Source organism: Actinokineospora pegani (assembly GCF_009745975.1).
GTDB classification, from domain to species: Bacteria; Actinomycetota; Actinomycetes; order Mycobacteriales; family Pseudonocardiaceae; genus Actinokineospora; species Actinokineospora pegani.
Genome location: NZ_WHOL01000098.1, coordinates 60,807 through 86,694, shown reverse-complemented (window position 1 = coordinate 86,694; position 25,888 = coordinate 60,807). Strand labels below are relative to the sequence as shown.

The window sequence follows — 25,888 nt, the reverse complement described above, 5'->3', positions numbered from 1 at the left end:
GCACGATGGCGAGCATGGCGACGTGGCGGCGGATCGTGCTGTGGGTGGGGTGTGTGCTGCTCCTCGGGGGTCTAGGCGTGTTCTTCGTGCTTCTCGGTTTGGAGCGGGCCGATCGAGCTGCCAGCGTCACCAGTGCGTTCGTCGGCATCGTGGGGTTGGGTGTCGCGATCGCTGCCTACGTCGCGAACCGGAGAGCACCCGCACAGCCACGGCGGGACGGGGGCACCACCAACTCGATATCCGGCGGTGAGTTCCACAACGACGTCATTCAGACCGGGAGTTACGTGGAGCGAGATCGGTCCGGCGGGCGTCGAACGCATGACCGCGAGGCCTGATCGAGGGAGCGACTGTGCGCTGGCACCAGGCCAAGACACCGGTGAACTCCATCTCCGGTGGCGTGTTCGTCGGCACTGTGATCCAGGGCAAGGAGGTGACCCTCACCCTCCCCCCGAAGGTGGAGCCTGCGCTCGGCGGACTCCCGCGCTCGATCACCGGTCTCATCGGCCGTGACAGCGAGTTGGCCGAGGTGGTGACACAGTTTGAGGGGCATGGGAGCGGGTCTTGTCTCGTTACCGGGTTGGGCGGGGTCGGCAAGACAGCGCTTGCCGTCGAAGCCGCGCATGTCGTGCGCGAACGCGGCTTGTGCCCCGGGGGTGTTCTGTTCCTCGACCTCCACGGATACGAGAAGGAACGGCTGGTCAGCGCCAGCGACGGGCTGGGTTCGTTGCTGCGGTCGCTCGCGGTGCCCGGAGAGCACGTTCCCGAAGGCGCCGATGACCGGGCGCGCCTGTTCCGGACGATCCTCGACGCCTTCGCTGCCAACGGGCGGCCTCTGTTGCTGGTACTAGACAACGTCTCTTCGCGGGTACAGGTTGAGCCCCTGCTACCTGGTGACAAGGGCACCGGAGTGTTGATCACGTCCCGGCACACGCTCGACGTGGACGCGCGGTTGTGCGAGCTGGGCGTGCTGGATTCCTCGGACTCGGTAACGCTGCTCCAGCACGTGCTGCGCCAGCGCCGCGGCGCGGTGGACACGCGGGTCGAGGACAACCCGCGGGATTGTGAGCTGATCGCCAAGTCGTGTGCCGGGTTGCCGCTCGCGCTCAACATCTGCGGTGCGCTCTTGGCCGATTCGCCAGCGCGCCCGCCTGCCTCGCTCGCGGCTGCCCTTGATGACGGGCTCACCAGGCTCGATCGGCTCAGCCGCGAGGACAGGGCCGTGCGGGTGGCGTTCGACCTGTCGTATGAAGACCTGGCCGACAGGCCTGCGACACTGCTGCGTTTGCTGCCGGTCGCGCCTGGTGCTGATTGGTCGACCCACGCCGCTGCTCTGCTGCTCGAGGTCGATGACCACACCGCTGAAGAGCTCCTGCGGCGGCTGTCGACTGCCCACCTGGTCGAACCAGGTGACGTGTGGGGCAGATGGCGCCTGCATGACCTCATCCGGCTCTACGCCGACGAGCACGGTCACGCCCGCGCCGACTCGGACGGGCGAAACGGCGCACTGGCACGTCTGCTCGACGGCTACAGCGCGCTCGCGCTCGATGCCACCGCTCGGCTACGGGAACAGACGGGAGAGGACTCCACTGCGACATTGGTGAAGTGGTTGGCGGCGGAGCAGGCCAACCTGATCGCCGCTGTCCCCGTCGCCGCAGCCGCAGGACATCAGGCGGCGATCGACCTGGCGGTGGTGATCGCGCCCTACCTGATCAAACGCGGTGAGTACGACAGTGTCCTGATGGTGACCGCCATCGCGAAGCGTGCCGCCATTGAGGCGGGTGACCGGTTCGGTGAAGGCTTAGCCGACTATCACCGCTCGCGGGCTCAGCGAGCATGTCTCCAGATTGCCGACAGCATCGCTTCTGCCACGGACGCGACAACGATTTTCGGCGAGATCGGCACACGTCCAGAACATGAGATCGCTGCGCTCCGCGAACTTGGAGTTGCGCTCCGCCTTGATGACCGGGAAGACGAAGCCCTTCCCGTCGCCGAAAAGCGCCTGCGCCTATCGCTCAAGCTCGCTGATCCTCACGACGAATCCCTAGCGTGGCAAGAGCTAGGCCTGACGCTGGTGGAAAATGGCAGCACAGAAGCTGGATTGGCCGCAGGCCGGCGTGCCTTGGCCATTGCCCAGGAACTGGACGCTCCCTCGGTCGAAGCCAATGCCTGGTGCACTATGGGTCAATTGCTGCGCCTAACCGGGCACTTCAAAGAAGCGGTCACCAGTGCGCGCCTCGGCCGAGATCTCTACCGCCAACACGGTCATCACCGAGCCGCGGCGATGGCGTCCAACGGACTAGGTCTCGTGCTCCTCAGCATGGGCGATACAGCGGACGCACTCGCCGAGATCACAGCGGCGAACGAATACCTCACCAGCTTGCCCGAGCTTCTCTATCCACAAGAAGCACAGGCATCGGCATTGCACGTCCTGTTCGCCGAAGACCAGTCCGAGATGGCGGCCATCGCCACACGCCTCCAGGCAGCGGGGCAGGCAGAACTAGCGGACATGGTTCAGCAGGTAGACCCGGACCAACTAGTGAACGGCTTCCTCGACGATCTTCGCGAGCTCTCCGCCGACGACCCGAGTCGGCCGTGGATGGAACTCTGTTTCCTGCTCGCCACGCTTGAGCGCTCCGACGAAGCCGGGGTGGCGCTCCGGCACTGCGTCGAAGTCCACGAAGTCGAGGCTCTTCGCTGGCCCGATGCCGCGGAGCGAGAGATCCATGCCGTGTTCCTCAAGGAGGTTGACGGAGACGAAGACGCGTTGTTGGAGAATGAAATTCTCACGGCGCAACTGTGCGCCATCAAGCCCCTGCTTCCGCCCGACCACTCAGCAGCCGCCCTGATAGGCCGCCTCATTGCCTCGTTGCGGTAATCCGCGATGCACAGCGGTGACACCGGGCAGCGGGCGGCCCCCCACCGTTGCCTAGCGCGGTTGCCGTGGACGTGCCGGGGATAACGGCGCAGGGATCGAGGTACACCGGCGCTCCGTTCGCGGGGCTGTTCGTCGCGGGCTCGGGCAGGTTAAGGGGGTCCAGGTTGTGCCTGGACCCCCTGTGGGGAAGACCTAGCGGCGATCCAGGGTGCCGGACTTGGCGGCTGACACCAGGTTGGCCAGGTCCAGGACCACGACCGGGCCCGAGGGGTTCTTGCTGTCCCGGACGGCGGTCAGGCCCTGCCTGACCTCCACGCAATCACCGCCGGATCCGCTGAAGCTTGCCTTGCGCCATTCCATGATCACGCCTCCTTCAGGATCTCTCGAGTTTAGTGTGGCTTCGGCAGCGGAAAGGGCGCTGTGATCCAGCATGGTCATCCGCTTCGTCGTTGCCCACGACCAGCTCTTGTGCTGGTGCGGTGTCGGGGAGGTCTGCGGTGATGGTGTGCAAGCTGGCACCGAACGGGGCTTCGGTCTCGAGGATGCTCATGGGCCGGTCGAGGTCCCCCGATCGCAGGCGTTGGACTGCTCGCCGACTGTGCCGTCCTGCGGCGTCCGGTAATAGACCTCGGTGATCACAGGTCCTGGTTTCCCTCGTAGGTGTAGGGACCCGGCGCGCACGCCTTGGCGCGGGCGGTGCGGGACAAGGCCGCGCAGGGAACCCACACGTGGCCTGGCTGGTGGCGGGTTATCGGGGGTCGGTCGGGATTTCTTCCCATTCGCCGAGGTCGCCGGAGTAGCGGACGCCGATGGTGGTGGGGAGCAGGTCGCGCAGGATGTGCGCGAGGGTGCGGCCTCGGGAGTCCCACTGCTGTCGTTTGGTGATGTCGTCGTCGGTGTCGGGTAGTGCGGTTGCCCATCTGAGCAGGGCGGTGCGGATGCTCGGGGGCAGCCAGGCCGTTTGCGGGTCGGCGGCGAGGTCGATGGGTTCGTCCAGTTCACCGTCGCGGATGAGGACGAGGGGGCCCAGTTGAGCGTCGACCTGGAGGCCGATGGCGGTGACGTCCGGGTAGGTCATGGGAGGTGCTTGATCCTCTTGTGCTCGACTGGGACGACGGTGACGATGTAGCCGTTCGAGGATATGACGACCCCGAGGTAGACGTCACGGCCGCTGTGGGTTGTGCTGTAGACGGGGATGCCGCTTCCGGTGGTCCCCACGGGAGTTCCGCCAGTGGCCGCACTGATGGCCACGGTCGCGATGTCCTTCGGGGAAATGCCCTGGTTCCTGAATTGGGAGAGTCTTCCGGGGCGGTAGAGGTGCGCGAGCCCGGATCGGTGGTCGCCTTGTTCGAGCCGGACGGGCCTACCGCCGGGGGGCGCGTCCGATGGCTTCGACCCGGTCGGGCGATATCAGGCCGCCATCGCGTTGAACCTCTGCGATCAGGTCTCGCTCCCGTCGGTCGAGTGTTGAGGGGCCGCGCGGGGCTGGCAGCGGCGGCGTCTTGGGCAGTTCAATCGGAGCGGACCCGGGAGTGTCGGGGGTGGTGGGGATGACGCCCACGAGGGAGGCGGTGTAGTTCTCGAAGGTCTTTGCCACGCGCCTGAGCACGGAGATCACAGCGCGCAGTTCAAGGGTGGCTTCGTTGAGTGCGGCGAGCGCCTGCTGGACTTCTTCGTCCGTTGTCGCGTCGAGCCGGTGTAGCTGGCTGCGAACCTCCTGCACGTCCGCGAGCGCCCTGCCGAGGTGCCGTAGCGGGAGCATCGCGACCCCGATGAGGACGGCGTCGCGGAGCTGGCCGATGTTGGTGATCACTTCGTGCTTCGGATCGGGTGCGAACGCGCATGTCTGGCGTGATCGCCGGGGACAGCGGCGAAAGGATCGAGGTGCACCGGCGCTCCGTTCGCGGGCTGTTCGTCGCGGGCTCGGGCAGCTTCCGATGGACAAGGGGGTCCAGGTTGTGCCTGGACCCCCCTGTGGGGAAGACCTAGCGGCGGTCCAGGGTGCCGGACTTGGCGGCTGACACCAGGTTGACCAGGTCCAGGGCCACAACCGGGCCCGAGGGGTTCTTGCTGTCACGGACGGCGGTCAGGTCTTGCCTGACCTCCACGCAGTTGCCGCCGGTGTCGCTGAAGCTCGCCTTGCGCCACTCCATGATCACGCCTCCTTCAGGATCGACCGAAGCTTAGTCTGGCTTTCGGTAGCGGGAAGGGCGCTGTGATCCAGCATGGTCATCCGCTTGGTGTAGGGCTCCGCCTGGTCGTCGTGCAGGTAGACCCCGCCTTCGGCGACCTCGACGTTCACCACGGGTGTGGTGTTGGGGAACGTCATGTAGAGCCAGGAGTGGCTGAGCGACCCGATCGGCAGGTGTTGCGGAACGACACGGACGCCGATGCCCCGGTCTCGGGCGTCCAGCAGGTGCTTGATCTGCTCCCGGTGCTTCTCTGGGCCGCCGAACGGGGTTCGCAAGGCTGTTTCGCTGATGTAGGCGCTGTAGTCCACGGTTCCGAGGATCTGCTGCCGCCTGCGTCGAGCGACCCAGCGCAGTTCGGCGGTTTCCCGCTCGATGCCACCGGACAGCATCAGCGCCATCGCGTAGCCCTCGGTCTGCAGGAGACCGGGGACCAGCGTCACCGCCCAGTCGGTCAGGCTGTCGGCGTCGACCGCGTAGCTGGCCAGGGTCCCCATCTCATCCGGCACGCCGGGCAGTGGGCGGTCCCACCAGCCCGTCGCGTTGTCCGTCTTGACCTCATTGAGGAACTCCCGGCGCTCGGCGGCGGGGATCTTGTACGCGGTGAGGATCATCGCTACCTCGTCGGTGTCGATGTGGCGTTTGCCGTTCTCGATCCTGGACATGGTGGCCAGGCCCCAGCCGAGGGCTTTCGCTGCCGCCTCTAGGCTCAAAGTCGTTCGTTCCCGGCGTACGGCGCGCAATCTCGCACCAATGATTCGGTCGCGTGGCCTCGGTGGGAGCCGTAGTCCTGACACGGTTTCGCCTTCCCGCACTTGGAAGGAACTGCACCTTCCTGGAAGGTGAGTCTACCGCTCCTTGTTTTCCGGCGGTGCGGGGTCAGGCCGCGTAGGGTCGGGGACATGGCTTCGCGCAAGGTTTCCGACTCCAGGGTGATCGGCGCTCCCGCGGCCGAGATCTTCGAGCTGTTGGCCGATCCCGCTCAGCACCCGGTGATCGACGGGTCCGGCAGCGTTCGGGGCGCGCGGCCCGGCAGTCAGCGGCTCGCGCTCGGCTCGAAGTTCGGCATGGACATGAAGATCGGTCTGCCGTACAAGATCGAGAACACCGTGGTGGAGTTCGAGGAGGGCAGCCTGATCGCGTGGCGGCACTTCGCGGGGCACCGGTGGCGCTGGGAGTTGCAGGACCAGGGTGACGGGACGACCAAGGTCACTGAGACCTTCGACTGGTCGCGGGTGGGGGCCGCGTGGTTCATCGAGCTGGTCAAGTTCCCGGCCAAGAACCTGAAGGGAATCCGCGCGACGCTCGATCGACTCGAAGAGAGGTACCCGGTCCGGTAGGGCGTGAAACCCTGCTCTGACCTGCGGGTTAGGCCGCGTGGGTGTCGTCGGGCGAAGGGCGCTCGGCGGTGTCACCATTCGGGTTATGAGCTACCCGGACAGAGATCCCGAGCGGACCAGGGCGATGCCGCAGGAGCGGCACGCGGACCCTGCCCAGCCAGTGCGCCACGACGAGCAGTACGTCGCGCCCGACCAGGAGGTCGTGCGCGAGCGGGTCGAGGACAGCCACGCGCAGCGGCGCCGGACCATCCGGATGATCACCTCCGCGGTGACCTTCCTGACGGGGCTGTTCGCGGCGGTGCTGGTCGCCCAGATCATCCTCACCGTCGCCGAGGCCAACCCCGACAACGGGTTCGCGAGCTTCGTCGGCGGGTTCTCCTCGGCGGTCTCGCTCGGCTTCGACGGGCTGTTCTCGCCCGGCTCGGCCAAGCTCGCCACCGTGCTCGACTACGGCCTCGCCGCGATCGTCTGGCTGCTGATCGGCGCCGCGATCAACTTCCTGATCCGCCGCTTCGCCTCGCCCGGCCCGCGCCGCGAGGTGCGCTACCGCCGGTCTGTCGAATAGCCGCTCAGGCCCGGACGATCGCGAACGAGTCCGGGGGCAGCACGACCGTGTCGACTCCGACCTGGGGGTCGCCCGAGGTCAGCAGGGTGGCGGTGGCCGCGATCGGCAGCGAGACCGACGCCGTCGACAGGTTCACCGCCACCCTGATCGCGCCCCGGTGCACGACCAGCCAGCCCTCGCCCTCCTCCACCTCGAAGTGGGTGAGGCGGGGGTCGCTGAGCTCGGGGTTGTCCTTGCGGAGCCTGATGAGCGCCCGGTAGGTGTCGTAGACGGCCCGGTGGGCGAGTGCGTCCAGCTCCGTCCAGTCCAAAGTGGAGTTGCGGACCGTCGCGGCGGACATCGGGTCCGGCACCTCGGACTCGCCCCAGCCGTGCTCGGCGAACTCGCGGCGGCGGCCGGTGCGCACGGCGTCGGCCAGGTCGGCGTCGGGGAACGAGGCGAAGAACTGCCACGGGGTCGTGGCCGCCCACTCCTCGCCCATGAACAGCATCGGCGTGTAGGGGGAGCTGAACACCAGCGCGGCCCCGCACAGCACCCGCGCCGGTGCGACGGTGGCGGTGAGCCGGTCGCCGGTGGCGCGGTTGCCGATCTGGTCGTGGTTCTGCAGGTAGGCCAGGAACCGGTGCCCGGAGGCGGTGCGGGTGTCGATGGGGCGCCCGTGGGTGCGCTTGCGGAAGGACGACCAGGTGCCCGTGTGGAAGAACGCCTGGCGCAGCGTCGTGGCCAGGCCGCCCTCGAAGTCGGTGTAGTAGCCGCTGACCTCGCCGGTCAGCGCGACGTGCAGGGCGTGGTGCAGGTCGTCGCACCACTGCGCGGTCAGGCCGTAGCCGCCGGACTCGCGCGGCGTGGTGTGCCGGGGGTCGTTGAGGTCGGACTCGGCGATCAGCGACAGCGGGCGGCCCAGCGCGGCGGACAGCGCGTCGACCTCGGCCGAGAGGTCCTCCAGCAGGTGGGTGGCCCTGGTGTCGCGCAGCGCGTGCACGGCGTCGAGGCGCAGCGCGTCCACGTGGAAGTCCCGGAACCAGGACAGCGCGTTGTCCAGCACGTACCGGCGGACCTCGTCGGAGTCCGGGCCGTCCAGGTTCAGCGTGGGGCCCCAGATCGTCGACCCGGCGAAGTACGGGCCGAACTTGTCCAGGTACGCCCCCGACGGGCCCAGGTGGTTGTAGACCACGTCCAGCGCCACGCCCAGCCCGCGCGCGTGGCAGGCGTCGATGAACCGCTTGAACCCGTCCGGGCCGCCGTAGGGCTCGTGCACCGCGCCCCACAGCACCCCGTCGTAGCCCCAGCCCGCGTCGCCGTCGAAGGAGTTGACCGGCAGCACCTCGACGATGTCGACGCCCAGGTCGACCAGGTGGTCGAGCTTGCCGATGGCCGCGTCGAAGGTGCCCTCGGTGGTGAAGGTGCCGATGTGCAGCTCGTAGAGCACCGACCCGGCCAGCGCGCGCCCGGTCCAGTCCGCGTCGGCCCAGGTGTGGGCGCCGTGGTCGTATCGGCGGGACGGGCCGTGCACGCCGTCGGGCTGCCAGAGCGACCTGGGGTCGGGGTAGGACTGCTCCTCGTCGTCGAGGACGAAGGCGTAGTCGGTGCCCGCGGCCGTGCCCGGCACCTCGACGTGCCACCAGCCGCGGTCGTCCCTGGACATCTCGTGCCGTCGGGAACCGGTCGCCAGGCGCACCCGGTCGCGGTTGGGGGCCCAGACGGAGAACTGCTCGGCGGTCACGCTTGTCCTCTCACCAGGACGGCCACGGGGTAGTCGGAAAGCAGGTCGCTCAGCTCGCCCGCCGCGGGCCTGCCGGTGAGCGCGTCGGTCCAGTCGCCCCCGGGCAGGTCCAGGACCGTCCCGCCCCAGCCGGGGGAGCGCACGGGCAGCCGGGTGGCGACGGCGATCAGGCCGCTGCGCTCGAAGGCCACGACCCGTTCGGCGGCCGGGCCCGTGGCGTGCACCGGGCGGTACCCGGTGAACAGCTCCGGGCGCTCGCGGCGCAGCCGCAGGACGGTGCGGACCAGGTGCAGCTTGGCCGCGCCGGTGTCGTCGACCGGCGGGCGCCAGCCCCCGGCGAGCCTGGCCAGCAGCGCGCGGCGGGCGTCGAAGTCGACGTCGCGGCGGTTGTCCGGGTCGACCAGGGACAGGTCCCACAGCTCGGTGCCCTGGTAGACGTCGGGGATGCCGGGACCCGCGAGTTGCAGCAGCTTCTGACCCAGCGCGTTCGACCAGCCGTAGGGGGTGATCTTCTCGGCGAACGCCGCCACCTCGGCGGCCACCTCGTCATCGGCCAGGACGGCGGCGTGCCAGGCCTGGACCTGCGCCTCGAACTCCTCGTCGTGGTCGACCCAGGTCGTGCGGACCTTGGCCTCCTTGGCGGCCTTGTCCAGGTAGGCGGACATGCGCTCGGTGGAGATCGGCCACGCGCCCAGCAGCGTCTGCCAGGCCAGCAGGTTCAGCGTCGGCTCGGCGATGCCCGCCCGCTCGGTCCAGCGGCGCACGGCCGCGGCGAACTCGTCGGGCAGCTCGGCGAGCACGGCCAGCCGGGCCCGCACGTCCTCGGAGCGCTTGGTGTCGTGCGTCGACAGCGTGGTCATCGCCTCGGGCCAGTCGGCCTCGCGGGCCGCCTGCGCGGCGTGGAACTCCTCGACGGAGACGCCGAAGTGGTCCGGGGAGCCACCCACCTCGTTGAGCGCCAGGAACCGGGAGTACCGGTAGAAGGCGGTGTCCTCGGTGCCCTTGGCCACGACCATGCCGGAGGTCTGCTGCAACCGGGTGGCCAGCTCGCCGCCGGGGTCGGCGCGGACCTGGGTGTCGATGGCGGCGACCGCCTCGGCCAGCTCCGGCCACGCCGTGCGCACCCGCTCGACCGCCCCGGCCCAGTACCGCTCGTGCTCGGGCAGGTAGGAGCGGTACACGGTGAAGGCGGCCATCAGCTCGCCCACCGCGCGCCGGGCGGCCATGGCGTCCACGCCGACGACGTGGTCGGCGATCCGGCGCACCTCGGTGGCCAGCGACGTCGTGGTGATGAGCTGGCGGCACTCCTCGACCAGCGCCGCGAAGTCGACCGGCACGCCCAGCTCGCGCGCCAGGCCGGTGAAGGCGGGCTCGGCGGACTGGTCGACGAACACCCCGCACACCTCGCGCAGCGCGTCGTAGCCGGTGGTCCCGGCGACACCCCACGACCCGGGCAGCGGCTCGCCGGGCTCCAGGATCTTCTCCACCACGACCCAGGTCCCGGACCGCTCCACCAGCCGCCGGGCGTAGCCGCCCGGGTCGGCCAGGCCGTCGGGGTGGTCCACCCGAAGCCCCTGCACGTCGCCGTCGGCGACCCAGCGCAGCACCTCGGCGTGCGTGGCGTCGAAGACCTCCGGCACCTCGACGCGCACGCCGGCCAGGGTCGTCACGTCGAAGAACCGGCGGTAGTTCAGCTCCGCGCCCGCCCGGCGCCAGTCGACCAGGCGGTAGTGCTGGCGCTCGTGCACCTCCTGCGTCGTGCCGGTGGCGGTGCCCTCGGCCAGCGGGAACTCGTGGTCGTGGTAGGTGAGCCTGCCGTCCTTGATGGCCAGCTCGTCGACCGCGTCGTCCGAGCCGAGCACCGGCAGCAGGACCGGGAAGGACTCGATGTCGAAGTAGCCTGCGAACTCCGACGCCGGACCCTTCGCCAGCACGTCCCACCACCAGGCGTTCTGCGCGGGGACCTCGACCGACATGTGGTTGGGCACGATGTCCACCACGAAGTCCAGGCCCAGCTCGCGCAAGCGCCTGACCAGCGCCTGACGGCCCTGCTCGCCGCCCAGCTCCGGGTTGGCCCGCGATGTGTCGACCACGTCGTAGCCGTGCGTGGAGCCCGTGACCGGGGTCAGGATCGGCGACGAGTACAGCGCGCCGACCCCCAGGTCGTCCAGGTAGTCGGCGATGGCCGCGGCGTCGGCGAACCCGAACCCCGGCCGCATCTGCAATCGATAGGTCGACCTCGGTGCCACGGGGTCTACTCCGTTCCGGTGCGGCGCAGGACGATCAGCGAGCGGGACGGCAGCGACAGCGGGGCGTCCTTGGTGACCACCCTGGGGATCGGGGCGGACACCTCGCCGGTGGCGGTGTCGAGGACGACCTCCCACTCGGCGCCGTACTCGCCCTCGGGCACGGTGACGTCGATGTCCTCGTGGTGGGCGTTGAAGCACAGCAGGAACGAGTCGTCGGTCACCCGCTCGCCGCGCTGGTCGAGGTCGGGGATGCCCTCGCCGTTGAGGAAGGTGACGATGCACCGGCCGAAACCGGATTCCCAGTCCTCGTCGGACATCTCCTGCCCGCTCGGGGTGAACCAGGCGATGTCGCGCAGCTCGTCGCCGCGGCGGATCGGGCGGCCCGCGAAGAACCGGCGGCGGCGGAACACCGGGTGGTCGGCGCGCAGCTTCGCCACGGCCGCGGTGAACTCGACCAGGTCGGCGTTGGTCTCGGCGAACGACCAGTCCACCCACGACAGCTCGCTGTCCTGGCAGTAGCCGTTGTTGTTGCCCTGCTGGGTGCGGGCCATCTCGTCGCCGTGCAGCAGCATCGGCACGCCCTGGGACAGGAACAGCGTGGAGATCATGTTGCGCCGCTGCCGCGCCCGCAGCGCGTTGACCTCGGGGTCGTCGGTCGGGCCCTCGACGCCGCAGTTCCACGAGCGGTTGTCGTCGGCGCCGTCGCGGCTGTCCTCGCCGTTGGCCTCGTTGTGCTTCTCGTTGTAGGAGACCAGGTCGTTGAGGGTGAACCCGTCGTGGGCGGTGATGAAGTTGATGGAGGCGAACGGCTTGCGGCCGTCGTCCTGGTAGAGGTCCGACGAGCCGGTGATCCGCGAGGCGAACTCGCCGAGGGTGGCGTGCTCGCCGCGCCAGAAGTCGCGGGCGTTGTCCCGGTACTTGCCGTTCCACTCGGTCCACAGTGGAGGGAAGTTGCCGACCTGGTAGCCACCGGGGCCGACGTCCCACGGCTCGGCGATCAGCTTGACCTGCGAGATCACCGGGTCCTGCTGGACGATGTCGAAGAACGCCGAGAGCCGGTCGACGTCGTAGAACTCCCGGGCCAGGGTGGAGGCCAGGTCGAAGCGGAAGCCGTCGACGCGCATCTCGGTGACCCAGTAGCGCAGCGAGTCCATGATCAGTTGCAGCGTGTGCGGGTTGCGCACGTTGAGCGAGTTTCCGGTGCCGGTGTAGTCCATGTAATACCGCTGGTCGTCCTCCACCAGCCGGTAGTACGCGGTGTTGTCGATGCCGCGCATGGACAGCGTCGGGCCGAGGTGGTTGCCCTCGGCGGTGTGGTTGTAGACCACGTCGAGGATGACCTCGATGCCCGCCTCGTGCATCGTGCGGACCATCGACTTGAACTCGGCGACGTGCGCGCCCTGGGCCGTGGTCATCGCGTAGTCGGCGTGTGGGGCGAAGAACGCGATGGTGTTGTAGCCCCAGTAGTTGCGCAGCCCCTTCTCCTGCAGGCCGTGGTCGTGCAGGAACTGGTGCACCGGCATCAGTTCGATGGCGGTCACGCCCAGCTTCTTGAGGTGCTCGATGACCCCCGGGTGCGCCAGGCCCGCGTAGGTGCCGCGCATCTGCTCGGGCACCTCGGGGTGGCGGATGGTGAGCCCGCGCACGTGCGCCTCGTAGATGACCGTCTCGTTGTACGGCGTCTTCGGCGGGCGGTCGGTCGCCCAGTCGAAGTACGGGTTGACCACGACGCCCTTGGGCGCGTGCGCGGCCGAGTCGTCGTCGTTGCGCTCCTCGGGGGTGCCGAACTGGTAGCCGAAGACGGCCTGGTCCCAGTCGACCTCGCCGTCGACGGCCTTGGCGTACGGGTCGAGCAGCAGCTTGTTCGGGTTGCAGCGCTGGCCCTCGCCGTTGTGCGGGCCGGTGACCCGGTAGCCGTAGAGCTGGCCGGGCAGCACGCCGGGCAGGTAGGCGTGCCAGACGAAGCCGTCGACCTCGGGCAGGCGGACCCGGTGCTCGGTGCCGTCCTGGTCGAACAGGCAGAGGTCGACGCGGGTCGCGACCTCGGAGAAGAGGGCGAAGTTGGTGCCGGCGCCGTCGTAGGTCGCGCCGAGCGGGTAGGGGGTTCCCGGCCAGGGCCGCACGCAGTCTCCTCGCATCGCACATCGGCCCGGTCCCGGGCTCCTGCTGCCAACTTTATTGTCCCCGGGGGCTGGTCTGCCCGACGAGGAACGGCCGTCAGCGCCCCGGGGGCCGCAACTGCTTCGTCGAGTGCGCTCCAGACACCCCCGCCCGGCCCAACGCGCCGCGCAACACCGACGTCGCCGTCCGGTCGCCGCGCAGCAGCGGGATGCGCACCGTGGTCGCCCGGGGGGCGGGCACCGGTCGCGGCGGCAGCGCCGCCGGACGCCCGTTCAGCGGCCCGCGCAGCGCGCACAGCGCCAGCCTGCGGGCCACCTCGGGCATGTCCGGGCGGTCCTCGGGGGTGCGGGCGGTCATCGACCTGAGCAGGTCGGCCCAGACCCTGGGCAGCCACTTGGGCACCCGCGGGCTGCGGCTGAGCCGGGCGATGGCGGCCTCGATGTCCGGTCCGGTGAACTCCGGCTCGCCGGTCAGCGCCTCGAGCAGCACCAGGCCCAGGGAGTACACGTCGCCCGCCGGGCCGGTCTCGGCCCCGCGCACCTGCTCTGGGGCCAGGTAGGCGGCGGTGCCGACGCAGTGCCCGGCCGAGGTGAGCCGTTCGGTGCCCATCGCGCGGGCGATGCCGAAGTCGGCGAGGAAGCAGGTGCCGTCGCCGTCGACGAGGACGTTCGACGGCTTCATGTCCCGGTGCACGATGCCGCGGGAGTGCACGTAGGCCAGCGCGTCGGCCAGTCGCATCCCGATCCGGGCCACCGTGTCGGCGGGCAGGACGCCGCGGTCCATGTGCGCGCGCAGGGTGGAGCCGTTGACCAACTGCATCACCAGGTAGGGGCGGCCGTCGGCGGAGCCGATGTCGTAGAGCCGGACCAGGCCGGGGTGCGACAGGCCCGCCAGCAGCCTGGCCTCGGTCTCGAGCCGGGCGATCGTGGCGCCGTCGGCTTTGGGGTGGAACAGCTTCACCGCCACCGGGCGGCCCAGGCGCACGTCCACGGCCCGGTGGACGTCGGCCATCCCGCCGCTGCCCAGCAGCGCGCCGAGGCGGTACCGGCCGTCGAGCGGCGACTCCGTCGTGCCCATGCCACCTCCGCCTGTGCCGCGCCCGCTGTCAGCGACCATACCGGGCGCGCGGCCCGCGCGGCGGTCGCCGCCCGATCGGGGCGAGGGGGACTGGTCACAGGCATGGAATGCCGCCGATCGGGGTAAGACACCCGCAGTGGCAGATCGCCACCTCAGAGCGCAAGGAGGCGTTATGTCCCTGGAAGACGACGACATCCGCAGTGGACACATCGGCGGGTCCGAGGGGCCTGCCGACAGTGCTGCGGGCAAGGCCGACCACGGTGCGTCGGGCACCCCGGGCGGCCACGACGGCGGCGCGGACGGCGGGGCCGATGGCGGCGCCGACGGCGGTGCGGACAGCGGCGCCTCGGGCACGGCCGACCACGGCGCCTCCGGCGTTCCCGGTGGTCACGACGGTGGCGCCGATGGTGGTGCCGACGGTGGCGCGGACTCCGGCGCGGGCTCCCACCACGGCCCGGCCGACAGCGGCGCGGGCACGGCCGACCACGGTGCGTCGGGCACCCCGGGCGGCCACGACGGCGGCGCCGACGGTGGCGCTGATGGCGGTGCGGACGGTGGGGCGGACGGCGGAGCGGGCAGGTGAGTGCGCCCTCTGCCGCCGGGCGGTCCGCGGTGGCGGACCGCCCGGCCCTGCGCCGGTGCGTGGCCATCGACCCCGACGTGTTCGCGGGTGATTTCTGGGGCCGCGCGCCGCTGCTGAGTTCGGCGGAGGCGCTCCCGAAGGCGTTCGAGGACCTGCTGACCCTGACCGACGTCGACGAGCTGCTCTCGCGGCGCGGCCTGCGCACCCCGTTCCTGCGGGTGGCCAAGAACGGCTCGGTCCTCTCCTCGGCCCAGTTCACCGCGGGCGGTGGCGTCGGGGCCGAGATCGGCGACCAGGTCGCCGACGACAAGGTGGCCAGGCTGTTCGACGAGGGCTCGACCCTCGTGTTGCAAGGTCTGCACCGGCTGTGGCCCCCCATCATCGACTTCTGCTCCGCGCTCTCGGCCGACTTGGGCCACCCCGCGCAGGTCAACGCCTACATCACCCCGGCGTCCTCACAGGGCTTCTCGGCCCACTACGACGTGCACGACGTGTTCGTGCTACAGGTCGCGGGCGAGAAGCGGTGGATGGTGCACGAACCGGTCCACCCCGACCCATTGCGCAACCAGCCCTGGGACCAGCACGCTGCCGCTGTGGCTGCTCGCGCCTCGGAGGCGCCTCTCATCGATGAGGTCCTGCGCCCCGGTGACGCGCTCTATCTCCCTCGCGGCTATCTGCACTCGGCGCGCGCGCTGGGTGAGGTGTCGGCGCATCTGACCGTTGGCGTGCATGTGATGACCCAGTACGCGCTGGCTGAGGCTCTTCTGACTATCGCGGGCTCTGACGCCGACTTGCGCGCCTCGCTGCCGCTGGGTGTCGATGTGGCTGACCCGGACGCTCTCGCGCCGTTCGTCGCCGCTGCTGCTGCGACTCTGACTCGCGCCGTGGGCAGTGCCTCACCCGCCGACGTCGCTGGCCGGGTGCGCGACCGGGTGTGGAAGGGCACGCGCCCCGCCCCCCTGGCGCCGCTGGCCCAGGTCGCCGCCGCGCAGGACCTCGTCATCGGGGCCCGGGTCCGCCTGCGCCCCGGCCTGCGCCACCGCGTGACCTCCGCGGGCGACCGCTGCGTCCTCGACGTCCCCGGCAACAACCTGTCGCTGCCCGCCTCGACCACTCCCGCCCTCAACGCCCTGCTCACCGGCGCGACCGCCGTGGTCGGCACCCTGCCCGGCCTGGACGACGCCGACCAGCTCGTCCTCGTCCGCCGCCTACTCCGCGAGGGGGTCCTCGTCCCCGGATGACCGAACGCTGCGCCGCCGCCTGCACCCGCCGCGGCGATCCCCAGGAAGGCACCGCCCCACCGGTCTCGACCTGGCTCCTGATCGAACAACCCCGCGCCTGGGGACCTGATCCCTGGCGCGATTGCGACCTGCCCGTCGAGGTGGTCGAGGGGTTGGCGGAGCGGGTTCGCGGCACGGGGACGCGGGTGCTGTTGATCCGGCGGCCCGGGCGGACCGCCGCTGACGGGCCGCTGCGGTGGGCCTTCGTCGACTCGGTGGCTGGGACGTCGTGGTGGTCGACGTTCACCGACCCGGCTGCGCTGTTGTCCGCGCCTTGGCGCTCGGGGGTCGCGTCTTCGGAGCCGGTGTACCTGGTGTGCACGCATGGGCGGCATGACGCTTGCTGTGCGATCCGGGGACGGCCGGTGGCCGCGGCTCTGGCGCTGTCGCACCCCTCGGAGACCTGGGAGTGCTCGCACGTGGGCGGGGACCGGTTCGCGGCCAACCTGGTGGCGCTGCCGTCGGGGCTGTACTTCGGGAAGGTGACGCCGGAGTCGGTGGGGGAGGTGGTGTCGGAGTTGGCGGCCGGGCGGTTGGTCTTGGAGCACGTGCGGGGGCGGTCGACGGTGTCGGCTCCCGCGCAGGCGGCGGAGTTCCATGTGCGGGGGCGGGTGGGGGAGCGGTCGGTGTCGGCGTTGGCGCCGGTGTCGGTGGAGGCCCTGGGGCGGGATCGGTGGCGGGTGCGGTTGGCGGGGGTCGCGGAGGGGGTGGAGGTCTCTGCTCGGTTCGAGGAGGCTGATTCGCCGTTGACGTGCAGTGCCGGGCGGGCGGGGGCGGTTCGGCACTTCCGGGTGGAGCCGGCCATTTTCGGAGAGTCGGCAGCCGCGGCAGAGGACTAGCGGTCATGCCTTTCCTGCTGTTGGTGGTGCTCGGCAGTCCACACCATCTTTGAAGGCGGTGCTCGATAGGGGTGAACTCTCTCAAACAACGGTTGGGGTGCGGCTTCGCCGGCGGGGGGCGCGTGCTAACTGGCGAAGATGAAGACGAAGCCCAGCAGGAGGATGGGGGCCACTGCCCACCAGGTCGACGTGACCGCGGCGACGGTGATCACCGCTGCGACCGCCACCCCGAGGACGCTGAGCACCAAGACCTTGGTGCGGCGGGGATTGGTCTTCTCGATCAGCGGGTTGTCGTCGGGGACGCGGGTGACCTCGGACTTGGGGGTTCGGGGGCCGAAGACCGGCAGCGGCGCCGGGAGGTCCTCGAAGAGGTCCAGGAGGTCGCCGCGGGTGGTGGCGGTGGTGGCGGCCTCGCAGCGGGCTGTGTACTCGGTTATGTCCAGGCGGCCTTCGGCCAGGTGGGTGCCCAGGGCCGCCACCGCGGCTTCCCGGTCGTTCGTGCCGACGCGGAGGTTGGACTCACGGCCTGTCGCCATAGTCATCACTCTACGTGGACTGGGGGTGGTGTGGTGGTCGGACACGACCTGGCGCGGGTGCGGGGGCGCTCTCCGGCATCGACGGAGGGGCCGCGATGAGCGGGCGCCGCCCCGCGCCGCCGAGTCCGATGTGGACCGCCTGCTGGCCGCACTTCGAGCCGCGGACCGCCCCCGGGGGCTTCCCCCGGGGGCGGTGTGGACGCGCAGGTCAGCCGGTGGTCAGCGACAGACCGTAGGCACCCAGGATCTCGGACACGGGCTGGAAGTAGGTCGTGCCGCCCGAGGTGCAGTTGCCCGACCCGCCGGAGGTGACGCCCTGGGCCTGCGAGCCCGACACCCACGCGCCGCCGGAGTCGCCCGGCTCGGCGCAGACGTCGGTCTCGGTCAGGCCGGAGACGCTGCCCTCGGCGTAGTTGACCGTCTGGTTCTTCGGACCGACCGAGCCGCAGTGCCAGCCGGTGGTGGAGCCGGATCGGCAGATGCTCGCGCCGGTCGCCGCCTCGGCGGAGCCGGTCACGGTGACGTCGCCGTTGCCGTAGCCGCTGACCACGGGCGAGGCCGACCACGACGAGGTGGTGCGCACGTAGGAGTAGTCGTTGCCCGGGAACGACGAGCCCGCGAAGGTGCCCAGCGCCGAGTCGTCGGCCGCGGCCACGCTGTCGCCGGTGCTGCCGCAGTGGCCCGCGGAGACGAAGCCGCCGCTCACGGCGAAGCCGATCGAGCACCGGCCCGCGCCGTTGATGTAGTACGCCTCGCCGCCGACCACGGCGCCCGCGTAGGTGCGCGGCGCGGTGGTGGTCTCCTCGACCCGCACCGGGCCCGCGGCCTTGGCGGCCTCGACGAAGGACGACACGTCGGCCCCGGTGGCGCCCTCGAGCACCTCGACCACCACGGTGTTGGCCCTGGTGTCGACGTACCAGCTCGTCACGGCCTTGGGCGCGGTGGCGGCCCGGGCATCGATGGCGGCCTTGGCCTCGGTCAGCGCCCGCTCGGTGTGCTCGACCACGCGGGTCCGCACCCCGTCGGAGCCGACCCGCGCGGCCAGGTCCGCCCTGGTCAGCGACACGACCAGCGACCCGTTCTCCAGCCAGGCCCCGCCGAAGGCGTCGCCTGCCAGCGCGCGCAGGCCCGGGAGCCTGCTCAGGGCGGCCTGCTCACCGGCCACGCGCTGCTGCACCTGCTCGGCGGTCAGGCCGAGGTCGCGTTGCAGCGCCGGGACGAGCGCCTCCGGCGCCGCCGAGGCGGTGCCTCCCGCGGTGACGACAGCCGTCGCGGCCAGCCCGACCAGGCCCACGACTGTGGCAAGACTTCTGCGCATGGGGATTTCCTCGATTCCTTGCTCGCAGGGACGATCGAACGGCGGTCCCCCGTTTAGTCGAAGCCCTCGCTGAAGGTCACCGTCCGATAACCGAAACGCTAGATCGGGCTTGCCCAGGTGGGGCACCCTACGAAAGTCGGTTACGCAAATTTCTCACCTGTTGAGCCGCGAACCGGTGACGAGGCTGATCAGATGGCGACCACACAGGTGGCCCAACACAATGGGGCAACCGGGTGAAGATCGAGAGCGGCCCTGTTGACCGGGTGCGTCAGCCGCGGGGCCGGGGAGGGTCAGGGGATCGGATGGCAGTGGACGGGTGGCCGCCCCCGGGGTGGCTGGTCACCTTCGCGACCTGGGACCTGAGCAAGGGGCGCGCGAGGTTCATCGGGATCGGCGTGGCCGCCGGACCGCCCCAGCGCGGGATGGGATTGCCGCTGCGCCCGGTCCCCGGGGGCGGACCGGTCCCCGAGTGGGTCTCCCGATCGGACATCATGGACGCGGTGCCGCCGCCGGAGTGGGGCGCGGCCGAGTGAGCGGAGGTGGCCAGGTGCCCCTGCACCCCCAGGTCGCGGCGGTGCTGGCCGCCGCCCCGGCGCGCGAGGCGGTCAGCGACGACGCGCTGCCGCGGCTGCGGGCGGCGCTGGCCGAGGGCGCGGCGGCGTTCTCCGGGCCGGGCACGGAGGTCGCCAAGGTGTCCGATGTGGACGCGGACGGTGTCCCGGTGCGGCTCTACCTGCCCGGGGACACCCCGGCGCTGGTCGTGTTCCTGCACGGCGGGGGCTGGGTCAACGGCGGTGGCCTGGACACCTACGACCCGCTGTGCCGCTACCTGGCCGCCTTGTCCGGGGCCGCGGTCGCCGCGATCGACTACCGGCTCGCCCCGGAGCACCCGTACCCGGCGGCGTTCGAGGACATCGACACCGCGGTGCTGTGGCTGCGCCGGACCGGGGCCGCGGAGTTCGGCCTCGACCCGCACCGGGTCGCCGTCGTGGGCGACTCCGCGGGCGGGCACCTCGCCGCGGTCACCGCGCGGCGCTGGCGCGACGTCGGCGCCGGGTTCACCAGCCAGGTCCTGATCTACCCGGTGGTCGACCCGGGCACCCCGGACAAGGACCCGGCGGCGTTCGCGCTCCCGGACCTGGCCGCCGTCCAGCTCGCCGACGGCCGCTACTGCTGGGACCGGTTCGCCCCCGAGGGCTACGACCGGGCGCACCCGGACCTGTCGCCGCTGGCCGCCGACCTGGCCGGGCTGCCGCCCGCGCTGGTGGTCACCGCCGAGTACGACGTGCTGCGCACCGAGGGCGAGGCCTACGCGCACGCGCTGGCCGAGGCCGGGGTGCCGACCGTGTCGGTGTGCTACCAGGGCCAGGCCCACGACTTCCTGCGCGGGCTGGCGCTGTTCGACGCCGCGCGGGCCGCGGTGGCCCAGGTCGCGGCGACGCTGCGGGCGGAGCTGGCGTGAGCGCGACGCTGGTGGCCAAGGGCGTCGCCGCGGGCCACGGCGACCGCCTGCTGTTCGACGGCCTGGACCTGGTCGTCGCGCCGGGTGACGTGATCGGCCTGGTCGGGGTGAACGGCGCGGGCAAGTCGACGCTGCTGCGCACCCTCGCCGGGCTGCTGGCGGTCGAGGACGGCGAGGTCCGGCTGAGCCCGGCCACCGCCACCGTCGGCTACCTGCCGCAGGAGCCGGACCGGCGGCCGGGGGAGACCGTGCGCGACTTCCTCGCCCGCCGCACCGGGGTCGCCGAGGCGCAGCGGGCGATGGACGCCGCCGCCGAGGACCTCGCCGTCGCCCGCGCGGGCGCGGACGACGCCTACGGCGTCGCGCTGGAGCGCTGGCTCGCCCTGGGCGGGGCCGACCTGGACGACCGGGCCGAGACCGCGGCCGCCGAGGTCGGCCTGGGCGTGGCGCTGGAGCAGGAGATGGTGTCGCTGTCCGGCGGGCAGGCCGCGCGCGCCGGGCTGGCCTCGCTGCTGCTGAGCCGCTACGACGTGTTCCTGCTCGACGAGCCGACCAACGACCTCGACCTCGACGGCCTGGCCCGGCTGGAGGCCTTCGTCGGCGGCCTGCGCGCGGGGGTCGTCGTGGTCAGCCACGACCGCGAGTTCCTCGCCCGGACCGTCACCGCCGTGCTCGAGCTGGACCTGCACCAGAACCAGACCTCGCTGTTCGGCGGCGGCTACCAGGCCTACCTGGAGGAGCGCGAGATCGCCCGCAGGCACGCCCGCGAGCGGTTCGAGGAGTTCGCCGACACCAAGGCGGGCCTGGAGGAGCGGGCGCGCACCCAGCGCGGCTGGATGGAGCACGGCGTGCGCAACGCCCGCCGCAAGGCCAAGGACAACGACAAGATCAGCCGCAGGACCCGCCAGGAGGCCACGGAGAAGCAGGCGTCCAAGGCGCGCCAGACCGAGCGGATGATCGAACGCCTCGAGGTCGTCGAGGAACCGCGCAAGGAGTGGGAGCTGCGCATGGAGATCGCCGCCGCGCCCCGCGCGGGCGCGGTGGTGGCCGCGTTGCGCGACGCGGTGGTGCGCCGCGGCCCGTTCACCCTCGGCCCGGTGACGCTGGAGGTCGGCTGGGCCGACCGGGTCGCGATCACCGGGGCCAACGGCGCCGGCAAGTCGACCCTGCTCGCCGCCCTGCTCGGCCGCGCCGCGCTCGACGGCGGCGAGGCCTACCTCGGTCCCGGCGTGCAGGTCGGCGAGGTCGACCAGGCGCGCGGGCTGTTCCTCGGCGACAACCGCTCGCCGACGCCTTCGAGCGGCAGGTTCCCGAGTGGCAGACCGCCGACGTGCGCACCCTGCTGGCCAAGTTCGGCCTGCGCGCCGAGCACGTCCGGCGCCCGGCGGCGACGCTCTCGCCCGGCGAGCGGACCAGGGCGGCGCTGGCGCTGCTACAGGCGCGCGGGGTCAACCTGCTCGTGCTCGACGAGCCGACCAACCACCTCGACCTGCCCGCCATCGAGCAGCTCGAGAGCGCGCTGGCGACCTACCCGGGGACCCTGCTGCTCGTCACGCACGACCGCCGGATGCTCGACGCGGTCGCCGTGGACCGCCGCGTCGAGGTCGTGGACGGGACTGTCCACGAGCGCGGCTGACCCGACGCCAAGGAGAGAGGATTCCTCGACACTGCACGGGAACCTGCGCGATCATCCGATCGGGACAGTGCCGCGCCGCGCTGTGTGAGGATGTGGGCACGCACAGTCGCTAGCGGGAATGCGACGCTTTGGCCGAGTTGTCATCCAGGTCGTTTTACCGCTAGCACGCTGTACGGGGTGACCATCATCCTTGGCCGGGTGCATGAGGATTTCGATCGCTGCGTGCGCGCGGTGCGGTCCAAGGACGCGCGGTTCGACGGCTGGTTCTTCACAGCCGTCCGCACCACGCGCATCTACTGCCGCCCGAGCTGTCCCAGCATGTCGCCCAAGGCGGAGAACATGGTGTTCTTCCCGAGCGCCGCCGCCGCGCAGAGCTCCGGCTTCCGCGCCTGCAAGCGCTGCCGCCCCGACGCCTCCCCCGGGTCGCCCGAGTGGAACGAGCGCGCCGACCTCGCCGCCAGGGCGATGCGGCTGATCGCCGACGGCGTCGTGGACCGGGCGGGGGTGCCCGGCCTGGCCTCCCGGCTGGGCTACAGCGTGCGCCAGGTGGAGCGCCAACTCCTCGCCGAGTTCGGCGCCGGACCGCTGGCCCTGGCCCGCGCCCAGCGCGCGCAGACCGCCCGGCTGCTCATCGAGACGACCGCGCTGCCGATGAGCGAGGTCGCCGCCGCCGCCGGGTTCGGCAGCATCCGGACGTTCAACGACACCGTGCGCGAGGTGTTCGCGCTGCCGCCCACCGAGCTGCGGCTGCGCGCGGGCAGGCAGGTGGCCAGCCCCGGCGTGATCTCGCTGCGGCTGCCCTTCCGCGAGCCGCTGTGCCCGGACAACCTGTTCGGCCACCTCGCCGCCACCGCCGTGGCCGGGGTCGAGGAGTGGCGGGACGGCGCCTACCGCCGCACCCTGCGGCTGCCGCACGGCAGCGGCATCGCCACGCTGCGCCCCACCACCGACCACATCGCCTGCCAGTTGGCCCTGACCGACCTGCGCGACCTGTCCCGGGCCATCAGCCGCTGCCGCAGGCTGCTCGACCTCGACGCCGACCCGGTGGCCGTCGACGACCTGCTCTGCGCCGACCCGGCGCTGGCCCCGCACGTCCGGCGCGACCCGGGCAGGCGCGTGCCGCGCACCGTCGACGGCGCGGAGCTGGCCATCCGGACCGTCATCGGCCAGCAGATGTCCCCCGCCGCCGCGCGCACCCAGATCGGGCGGCTGGTGGCCGAGCACGGCGACCCGATCGATGACCCGGCCGGCGGGCTGACCCACCTGTTCCCGCTCCCCGCCACCCTGGCCGCGGTCGACCCCGACCGCTTCGGCCTGCCCAAGGCGCGCAAGGACTCGATGGTCAGCCTGGTCACCGGGCTGGCGGGCGGCGCGATCGACCTCGGGGTCGGCGCGGACCGGGAGCGGGCCAGGGCCCGGCTGGAGGTGCTGCCCGGGTTCGGCCGCTGGACGGTGGAGACGATCGCGATGCGCGCGCTCGGCGACCCGGACGCGTTCATGGCCTGCGACATCGGCGTGCGGGCGGCGGCCCGGTCGCTGGGGCTGCCGTTCACCCCGGCGTCGCTGGCCGCGCACGCCGCGGCGTGGCGGCCGTGGCGCGCCTACGCCGTGCAGTACCTCTGGGCCGTCCACGACCTCCAGGCGAGCCCGCAGCCCGCCTGACCCGGGGCCTGGCCCCGCGAGGCGGGTCAGAGGCGGTGCACGTGGTCCCCGGCCAGGGCACCCCTGGTGTCCAGCACCGGTCGGGGGCCGCGGGCCAGCGCGGGCAGGTCGAGCGCGGCGTGGTCCTGGAGCAGGACCACCAGGTCCGCCGGGGCGCCCGGGTCCGGCTCGGCCCGCACCGGCTCGCCGTCGACGACGAACGCGGGCGCGTGCGGGTCGTGGTAGGACACCTCGGCCCCCAGCGCCCGCAGCCGCCGCGCCACGCTGACGGCCGGGGTCTGGCGCAGGTCGGCCACGTCGGGCTTGTACGTGACCCCGACGAGCAGGACCCTCGCCCCGGCCACGGAGCTGCCCGCGGCGGCGAGCACGTCGCGGGCGCGGCGCGCGACGTGGCCCGGCATGCCCGCGTTGACCTGGTGGGCGGCGTCGACCAGCGAGCACGGCAGGCCCTCGGACCGCGCCCGGTCGGCCAGGTAGCGCGGGTCGACCGGGATGCAGTGCCCGCCGACGCCCGGCCCCGGCCGGAACGCCTGGAACCCGAACGGCTTGGTGGCCGCGCAGCGCAGCACGTCGGCCACATCGATCCCGAGCCGCTCGCAGAACACCGCCAGCTCGTTGACCAGGGCGATGTTGACCAGGCGGTAGGTGTTCTCCAGCAGCTTGGCCGTCTCCGCCTCGCGCAGCCCGGCGGCGGGCACGACGGTGTCGACGAACTGCTCGTAGAACGCCGCGCACCGCTTGGCGCACAACGGTGTCAGCCCGCTGACGACCTTGGGGGTGTTGCGCAGGCCGAACTCCGCGTTGCCCGGGTCGATGCGCTCCGGGGAGAACGCCAGGTGGAAGTCGACGCCGCCGATGAGCCCGCGCGCCTGCAACAGCGGCAGCAGCACGTCCTCGGTGGTGCCGGGGTAGCTGGTGGACTCGAGCACGACCAGCGTGCCGGGCCGCAGGTGCTCGCTGACCGCGCGACCCGCGGCGATCACCGCCCGCAGGTCCGGCTCGCCGTCGACCAGCCCGGTCGGCACGCAGATGACCACGGCCTCGGCCGCGGCGACCGCGCCGAACCCGGTGGTGGCGACGAACTGGTCGGGGGTCAGCGCGGTGGTGTCCAGGCCGGGCACCGGGGAGCGGCCCGCGCGCAGCGCGTCCACCACCCGGGGGTCGGTGTCGACCCCCACCACGGTCAACCCGGCCGCGCAGGCGTGCGCGGCCAGCGGCAACCCCACGTACCCGAGCCCGACGACGACCAGGTCCACCCCGGCCTCTCAGGCCCGGAAGCTGCCGACGGAGGACACGTGCGACCCGTGGCCCGGCTTGATCCGCGCGACCGGCTCGATCGGCACCAGGCACAGCGGGTCGGCGTAGATGGTGATCGGCTCGTCGGTCTGGTTGAAGATGACGTGCGAGGCCAGCGGGAGCCGCACGCAGCCCTCGGGCTCGGGGTAGACCGAGAGCTCGGTGAACTCGTGTTGGAAGACCACGACCTGGTCCGGCTCCTCGGCCGCCGCCGCGGTGGCGGGGACGGCGGTGGCGAGGGTGAGGGCGAGCAGCACCGCGCCTGCGTGCTTCATCGAGAACTCCTTCCACAGTGGACGCCGCCCATCGTGGCCTGGTCCCACCCGCCGCGCGATCGCCGAGACGGGTATTCGTCTAACACCATAGATAGGGTTCCGGTGACCGTGCGTTAGTGCATAAAGTGCAACCATTCCCGTAATCGACACTGCGGCTGCAAGTATTCGCGGATCGCGGAAATGCACCCGAAAGAACAGGTCCGTGGCCCGGATTCGTTGCTACGGTCGCTGACGGGCGCCATTCCGCGCCTGTTTCCCTCAGTGCATAAGGAGCATGTCGTGACCGCAAGCGTTTCCGACAGCAGGTTGCAGCGCCGGTTCGAGCTCTGGGACGCCAATGGGGACGGGTCCATCGACCGCAGTGACTACGAGATCGAGGCGCGTCGCATCCTGCGCAGCTTCGGCGAGCACGAGACCTCCCCCAAGGGCCGCAACCTCGTCTCCGCCTACCTGTCCATGTGGGACGCCCTCGCCGACATGACCGGTGTCGGCCCGAACGGCTCAGTCACCATGGACCAGTTCCTCGACGCCGCCACCCGCGAGGTCGTCGACGGCGGCAACGCCGGTTTCGACCGCACCCTGCGCCCGACCATCGAGGCCATCGTCAACATCGCCGACACCGACGGCGACGGCGAGGTCAACCCGACCGAGTTCCAGAGTTGGCTGCGCGCGACGGGCGTCGACCCGCGGGAGGCGGACAAGGCGTTCGCGCGGATCGACACCGACGGCAGCGGGGCGCTGACGGTGGAAGAGCTGGTCGTGGCCGTTCGCGATTACCACCAGGGCAAGCACGACGTGGCGCTGCTGGGTCGCTGAGTTCGGCGGGGTGGCCGCCTCTCCCCGGGGGAGGCGGCTATTCCTG

At 71.5% G+C, this 25,888-nt stretch carries 24 protein-coding genes and 1 pseudogene; 12 read left to right on the top strand and 13 right to left on the bottom strand.

What is annotated here, in order from left to right; all coding sequences use genetic code 11:
- Positions 1-14 precede the first annotated feature (14 nt).
- Together GCL84_RS17735 and GCL84_RS17730 are read left to right on the top strand one after the other, a co-directional pair.
- Positions 15-335: a hypothetical protein gene (locus GCL84_RS17735; protein WP_156756604.1), complete on the top strand. Its 321-nt coding sequence runs from the start codon at positions 15-17 to the stop codon at positions 333-335.
- A 14-nt stretch (positions 336-349) separates the two neighbouring features.
- On the top strand, positions 350-2,875 hold the full coding sequence (locus GCL84_RS17730; protein WP_197523325.1) for a tetratricopeptide repeat protein: 2,526 nt from the start codon (positions 350-352) through the stop codon (positions 2,873-2,875).
- 192 nt (positions 2,876-3,067) lie between these two features.
- Here GCL84_RS17730 and GCL84_RS17725 read toward each other — a convergent pair whose 3' ends face one another.
- From GCL84_RS17725 to GCL84_RS17705, 5 genes are all read right to left on the bottom strand, one after another.
- Positions 3,068-3,235: a DUF397 domain-containing protein gene (locus tag GCL84_RS17725; protein ID WP_156756752.1), complete on the bottom strand. Its 168-nt coding sequence runs from the start codon at positions 3,233-3,235 to the stop codon at positions 3,068-3,070.
- A 388-nt stretch (positions 3,236-3,623) separates the two neighbouring features.
- On the bottom strand, positions 3,624-3,953 hold the full coding sequence (locus tag GCL84_RS17720; RefSeq protein WP_156756602.1) for a hypothetical protein: 330 nt from the start codon (positions 3,951-3,953) through the stop codon (positions 3,624-3,626).
- 285 nt (positions 3,954-4,238) lie between these two features.
- Entirely contained in the window at positions 4,239-4,688 is a 450-nt protein-coding gene (locus GCL84_RS17715; RefSeq protein ID WP_156756601.1) for a hypothetical protein, read from the bottom strand.
- 172 nt (positions 4,689-4,860) lie between these two features.
- Positions 4,861-5,028, bottom strand: a complete 168-nt coding sequence (locus GCL84_RS17710; RefSeq protein WP_156756600.1) for a DUF397 domain-containing protein — start codon at positions 5,026-5,028, stop codon at positions 4,861-4,863.
- 2 nt (positions 5,029-5,030) lie between these two features.
- The gene (locus GCL84_RS17705; RefSeq protein ID WP_235926405.1) at positions 5,031-5,861 is read right to left on the bottom strand and encodes a helix-turn-helix domain-containing protein; all 831 of its coding nucleotides are present in this window, start codon (positions 5,859-5,861) and stop codon (positions 5,031-5,033) included.
- A gap of 105 nt (positions 5,862-5,966) precedes the next feature.
- Between GCL84_RS17705 and GCL84_RS17700 the strand changes: the two genes are divergently transcribed.
- On the top strand, positions 5,967-6,404 hold the full coding sequence (locus GCL84_RS17700) for an SRPBCC family protein (RefSeq protein WP_156756598.1): 438 nt from the start codon (positions 5,967-5,969) through the stop codon (positions 6,402-6,404).
- 85 nt (positions 6,405-6,489) lie between these two features.
- Positions 6,490-6,969 carry a hypothetical protein gene (locus GCL84_RS17695; RefSeq protein WP_156756597.1) on the top strand — a complete coding sequence of 160 codons (480 nt, stop codon included), beginning with the start codon at positions 6,490-6,492 and terminating at the stop codon, positions 6,967-6,969.
- Between the two features lie 4 nt (positions 6,970-6,973).
- Here GCL84_RS17695 and treZ read toward each other — a convergent pair whose 3' ends face one another.
- From treZ to GCL84_RS17675, 4 genes are all read right to left on the bottom strand, one after another.
- The gene (gene treZ / locus GCL84_RS17690; protein WP_156756596.1) at positions 6,974-8,692 is read right to left on the bottom strand and encodes a malto-oligosyltrehalose trehalohydrolase; all 1,719 of its coding nucleotides are present in this window, start codon (positions 8,690-8,692) and stop codon (positions 6,974-6,976) included.
- Entirely contained in the window at positions 8,689-10,941 is a 2,253-nt protein-coding gene (treY, locus tag GCL84_RS17685; protein WP_156756595.1) for a malto-oligosyltrehalose synthase, read from the bottom strand. The genes treZ and treY overlap by 4 nt, the downstream gene beginning before the upstream one ends.
- Positions 10,942-10,946: 5 nt before the next feature.
- Positions 10,947-13,064, bottom strand: coding sequence for a glycogen debranching protein GlgX (gene glgX / locus GCL84_RS17680; RefSeq protein WP_156756594.1), 2,118 nt, complete (start codon positions 13,062-13,064; stop codon positions 10,947-10,949).
- Between the two features lie 94 nt (positions 13,065-13,158).
- The gene (locus GCL84_RS17675; RefSeq protein ID WP_197523323.1) at positions 13,159-14,139 is read right to left on the bottom strand and encodes a serine/threonine-protein kinase; all 981 of its coding nucleotides are present in this window, start codon (positions 14,137-14,139) and stop codon (positions 13,159-13,161) included.
- A gap of 172 nt (positions 14,140-14,311) precedes the next feature.
- Between GCL84_RS17675 and GCL84_RS17670 the strand changes: the two genes are divergently transcribed.
- Genes GCL84_RS17670 through GCL84_RS30670 form a run of 3 tightly spaced genes read left to right on the top strand, consistent with a single transcriptional unit; the run spans position 14,312 to position 16,841 of the window.
- A complete protein-coding gene (locus GCL84_RS17670) occupies positions 14,312-14,722 on the top strand; it encodes a BatC protein (RefSeq protein ID WP_197523322.1) in 411 nt (136 codons plus the stop codon).
- Entirely contained in the window at positions 14,719-15,963 is a 1,245-nt protein-coding gene (locus GCL84_RS17665; RefSeq protein WP_235926379.1) for a cupin domain-containing protein, read from the top strand. The genes GCL84_RS17670 and GCL84_RS17665 overlap by 4 nt, the downstream gene beginning before the upstream one ends.
- The gene (locus GCL84_RS30670; protein ID WP_156756592.1) at positions 15,960-16,841 is read left to right on the top strand and encodes a sucrase ferredoxin; all 882 of its coding nucleotides are present in this window, start codon (positions 15,960-15,962) and stop codon (positions 16,839-16,841) included. The genes GCL84_RS17665 and GCL84_RS30670 overlap by 4 nt, the downstream gene beginning before the upstream one ends.
- 125 nt (positions 16,842-16,966) lie before the next feature.
- Here GCL84_RS30670 and GCL84_RS17655 read toward each other — a convergent pair whose 3' ends face one another.
- The gene (locus GCL84_RS17655; RefSeq protein ID WP_197523321.1) at positions 16,967-17,377 is read right to left on the bottom strand and encodes a DUF1707 SHOCT-like domain-containing protein; all 411 of its coding nucleotides are present in this window, start codon (positions 17,375-17,377) and stop codon (positions 16,967-16,969) included.
- A gap of 208 nt (positions 17,378-17,585) precedes the next feature.
- Positions 17,586-18,695: a S1 family peptidase gene (locus tag GCL84_RS17650; RefSeq protein WP_156756590.1), complete on the bottom strand. Its 1,110-nt coding sequence runs from the start codon at positions 18,693-18,695 to the stop codon at positions 17,586-17,588.
- A 302-nt stretch (positions 18,696-18,997) separates the two neighbouring features.
- Between GCL84_RS17650 and GCL84_RS17645 the strand changes: the two genes are divergently transcribed.
- From GCL84_RS17645 to GCL84_RS17630, 4 genes and pseudogenes are all read left to right on the top strand, one after another.
- The gene (locus tag GCL84_RS17645; protein ID WP_156756589.1) at positions 18,998-19,228 is read left to right on the top strand and encodes a hypothetical protein; all 231 of its coding nucleotides are present in this window, start codon (positions 18,998-19,000) and stop codon (positions 19,226-19,228) included.
- A gap of 14 nt (positions 19,229-19,242) precedes the next feature.
- Positions 19,243-20,157 (top strand): alpha/beta hydrolase, encoded by a 915-nt coding sequence (locus GCL84_RS17640; protein ID WP_156756588.1) that lies wholly within the window; start codon positions 19,243-19,245, stop codon positions 20,155-20,157.
- A pseudogene (locus tag GCL84_RS17635) lies at positions 20,154-21,793 on the top strand (ABC-F family ATP-binding cassette domain-containing protein). Before GCL84_RS17640 ends, GCL84_RS17635 begins: the two are co-directional and overlap by 4 nt.
- A gap of 198 nt (positions 21,794-21,991) precedes the next feature.
- A complete protein-coding gene (locus GCL84_RS17630; RefSeq protein ID WP_156756587.1) occupies positions 21,992-23,455 on the top strand; it encodes an AlkA N-terminal domain-containing protein in 1,464 nt (487 codons plus the stop codon).
- 26 nt (positions 23,456-23,481) lie between these two features.
- Here GCL84_RS17630 and GCL84_RS17625 read toward each other — a convergent pair whose 3' ends face one another.
- A complete protein-coding gene (locus GCL84_RS17625) occupies positions 23,482-24,711 on the bottom strand; it encodes a nucleotide sugar dehydrogenase (protein ID WP_156756586.1) in 1,230 nt (409 codons plus the stop codon).
- Positions 24,712-24,720: 9 nt separating this feature from the next.
- Positions 24,721-25,026 (bottom strand): hypothetical protein, encoded by a 306-nt coding sequence (locus GCL84_RS17620; protein ID WP_156756585.1) that lies wholly within the window; start codon positions 25,024-25,026, stop codon positions 24,721-24,723.
- Positions 25,027-25,305: 279 nt separating this feature from the next.
- Here GCL84_RS17620 and GCL84_RS17615 point away from each other — a divergent pair, with 279 nt between their 5' ends.
- Entirely contained in the window at positions 25,306-25,842 is a 537-nt protein-coding gene (locus tag GCL84_RS17615; protein WP_156756584.1) for an EF-hand domain-containing protein, read from the top strand.
- The last annotated feature ends 46 nt before the right edge of the window (positions 25,843-25,888 follow it).

Bases quoted from the DNA above. Each gene is read 5' to 3' on its own strand.
- GCL84_RS17735 (WP_156756604.1), top strand. From the start codon at position 15: ATGGCGACGTGGCGGCGGATCGTGCTGTGGGTGGGGTGTGTGCTGCTC.
- GCL84_RS17725 (WP_156756752.1), bottom strand. From the start codon at position 3,235: ATGGAATGGCGCAAGGCAAGCTTCAGCGGATCCGGCGGTGATTGCGTG.
- GCL84_RS17720 (WP_156756602.1), bottom strand. From the start codon at position 3,953: ATGACCTACCCGGACGTCACCGCCATCGGCCTCCAGGTCGACGCTCAA.
- GCL84_RS17710 (WP_156756600.1), bottom strand. From the start codon at position 5,028: ATGGAGTGGCGCAAGGCGAGCTTCAGCGACACCGGCGGCAACTGCGTG.
- GCL84_RS17700 (WP_156756598.1), top strand. From the start codon at position 5,967: ATGGCTTCGCGCAAGGTTTCCGACTCCAGGGTGATCGGCGCTCCCGCG.
- GCL84_RS17695 (WP_156756597.1), top strand. From the start codon at position 6,490: ATGAGCTACCCGGACAGAGATCCCGAGCGGACCAGGGCGATGCCGCAG.
- GCL84_RS17675 (WP_197523323.1), bottom strand. From the start codon at position 14,139: ATGGGCACGACGGAGTCGCCGCTCGACGGCCGGTACCGCCTCGGCGCG.
- GCL84_RS17670 (WP_197523322.1), top strand. From the start codon at position 14,312: ATGTCCCTGGAAGACGACGACATCCGCAGTGGACACATCGGCGGGTCC.
- GCL84_RS30670 (WP_156756592.1), top strand. From the start codon at position 15,960: ATGACCGAACGCTGCGCCGCCGCCTGCACCCGCCGCGGCGATCCCCAG.
- GCL84_RS17655 (WP_197523321.1), bottom strand. From the start codon at position 17,377: ATGGCGACAGGCCGTGAGTCCAACCTCCGCGTCGGCACGAACGACCGG.
- GCL84_RS17650 (WP_156756590.1), bottom strand. From the start codon at position 18,695: ATGCGCAGAAGTCTTGCCACAGTCGTGGGCCTGGTCGGGCTGGCCGCG.
- GCL84_RS17645 (WP_156756589.1), top strand. From the start codon at position 18,998: ATGGCAGTGGACGGGTGGCCGCCCCCGGGGTGGCTGGTCACCTTCGCG.
- GCL84_RS17620 (WP_156756585.1), bottom strand. From the start codon at position 25,026: ATGAAGCACGCAGGCGCGGTGCTGCTCGCCCTCACCCTCGCCACCGCC.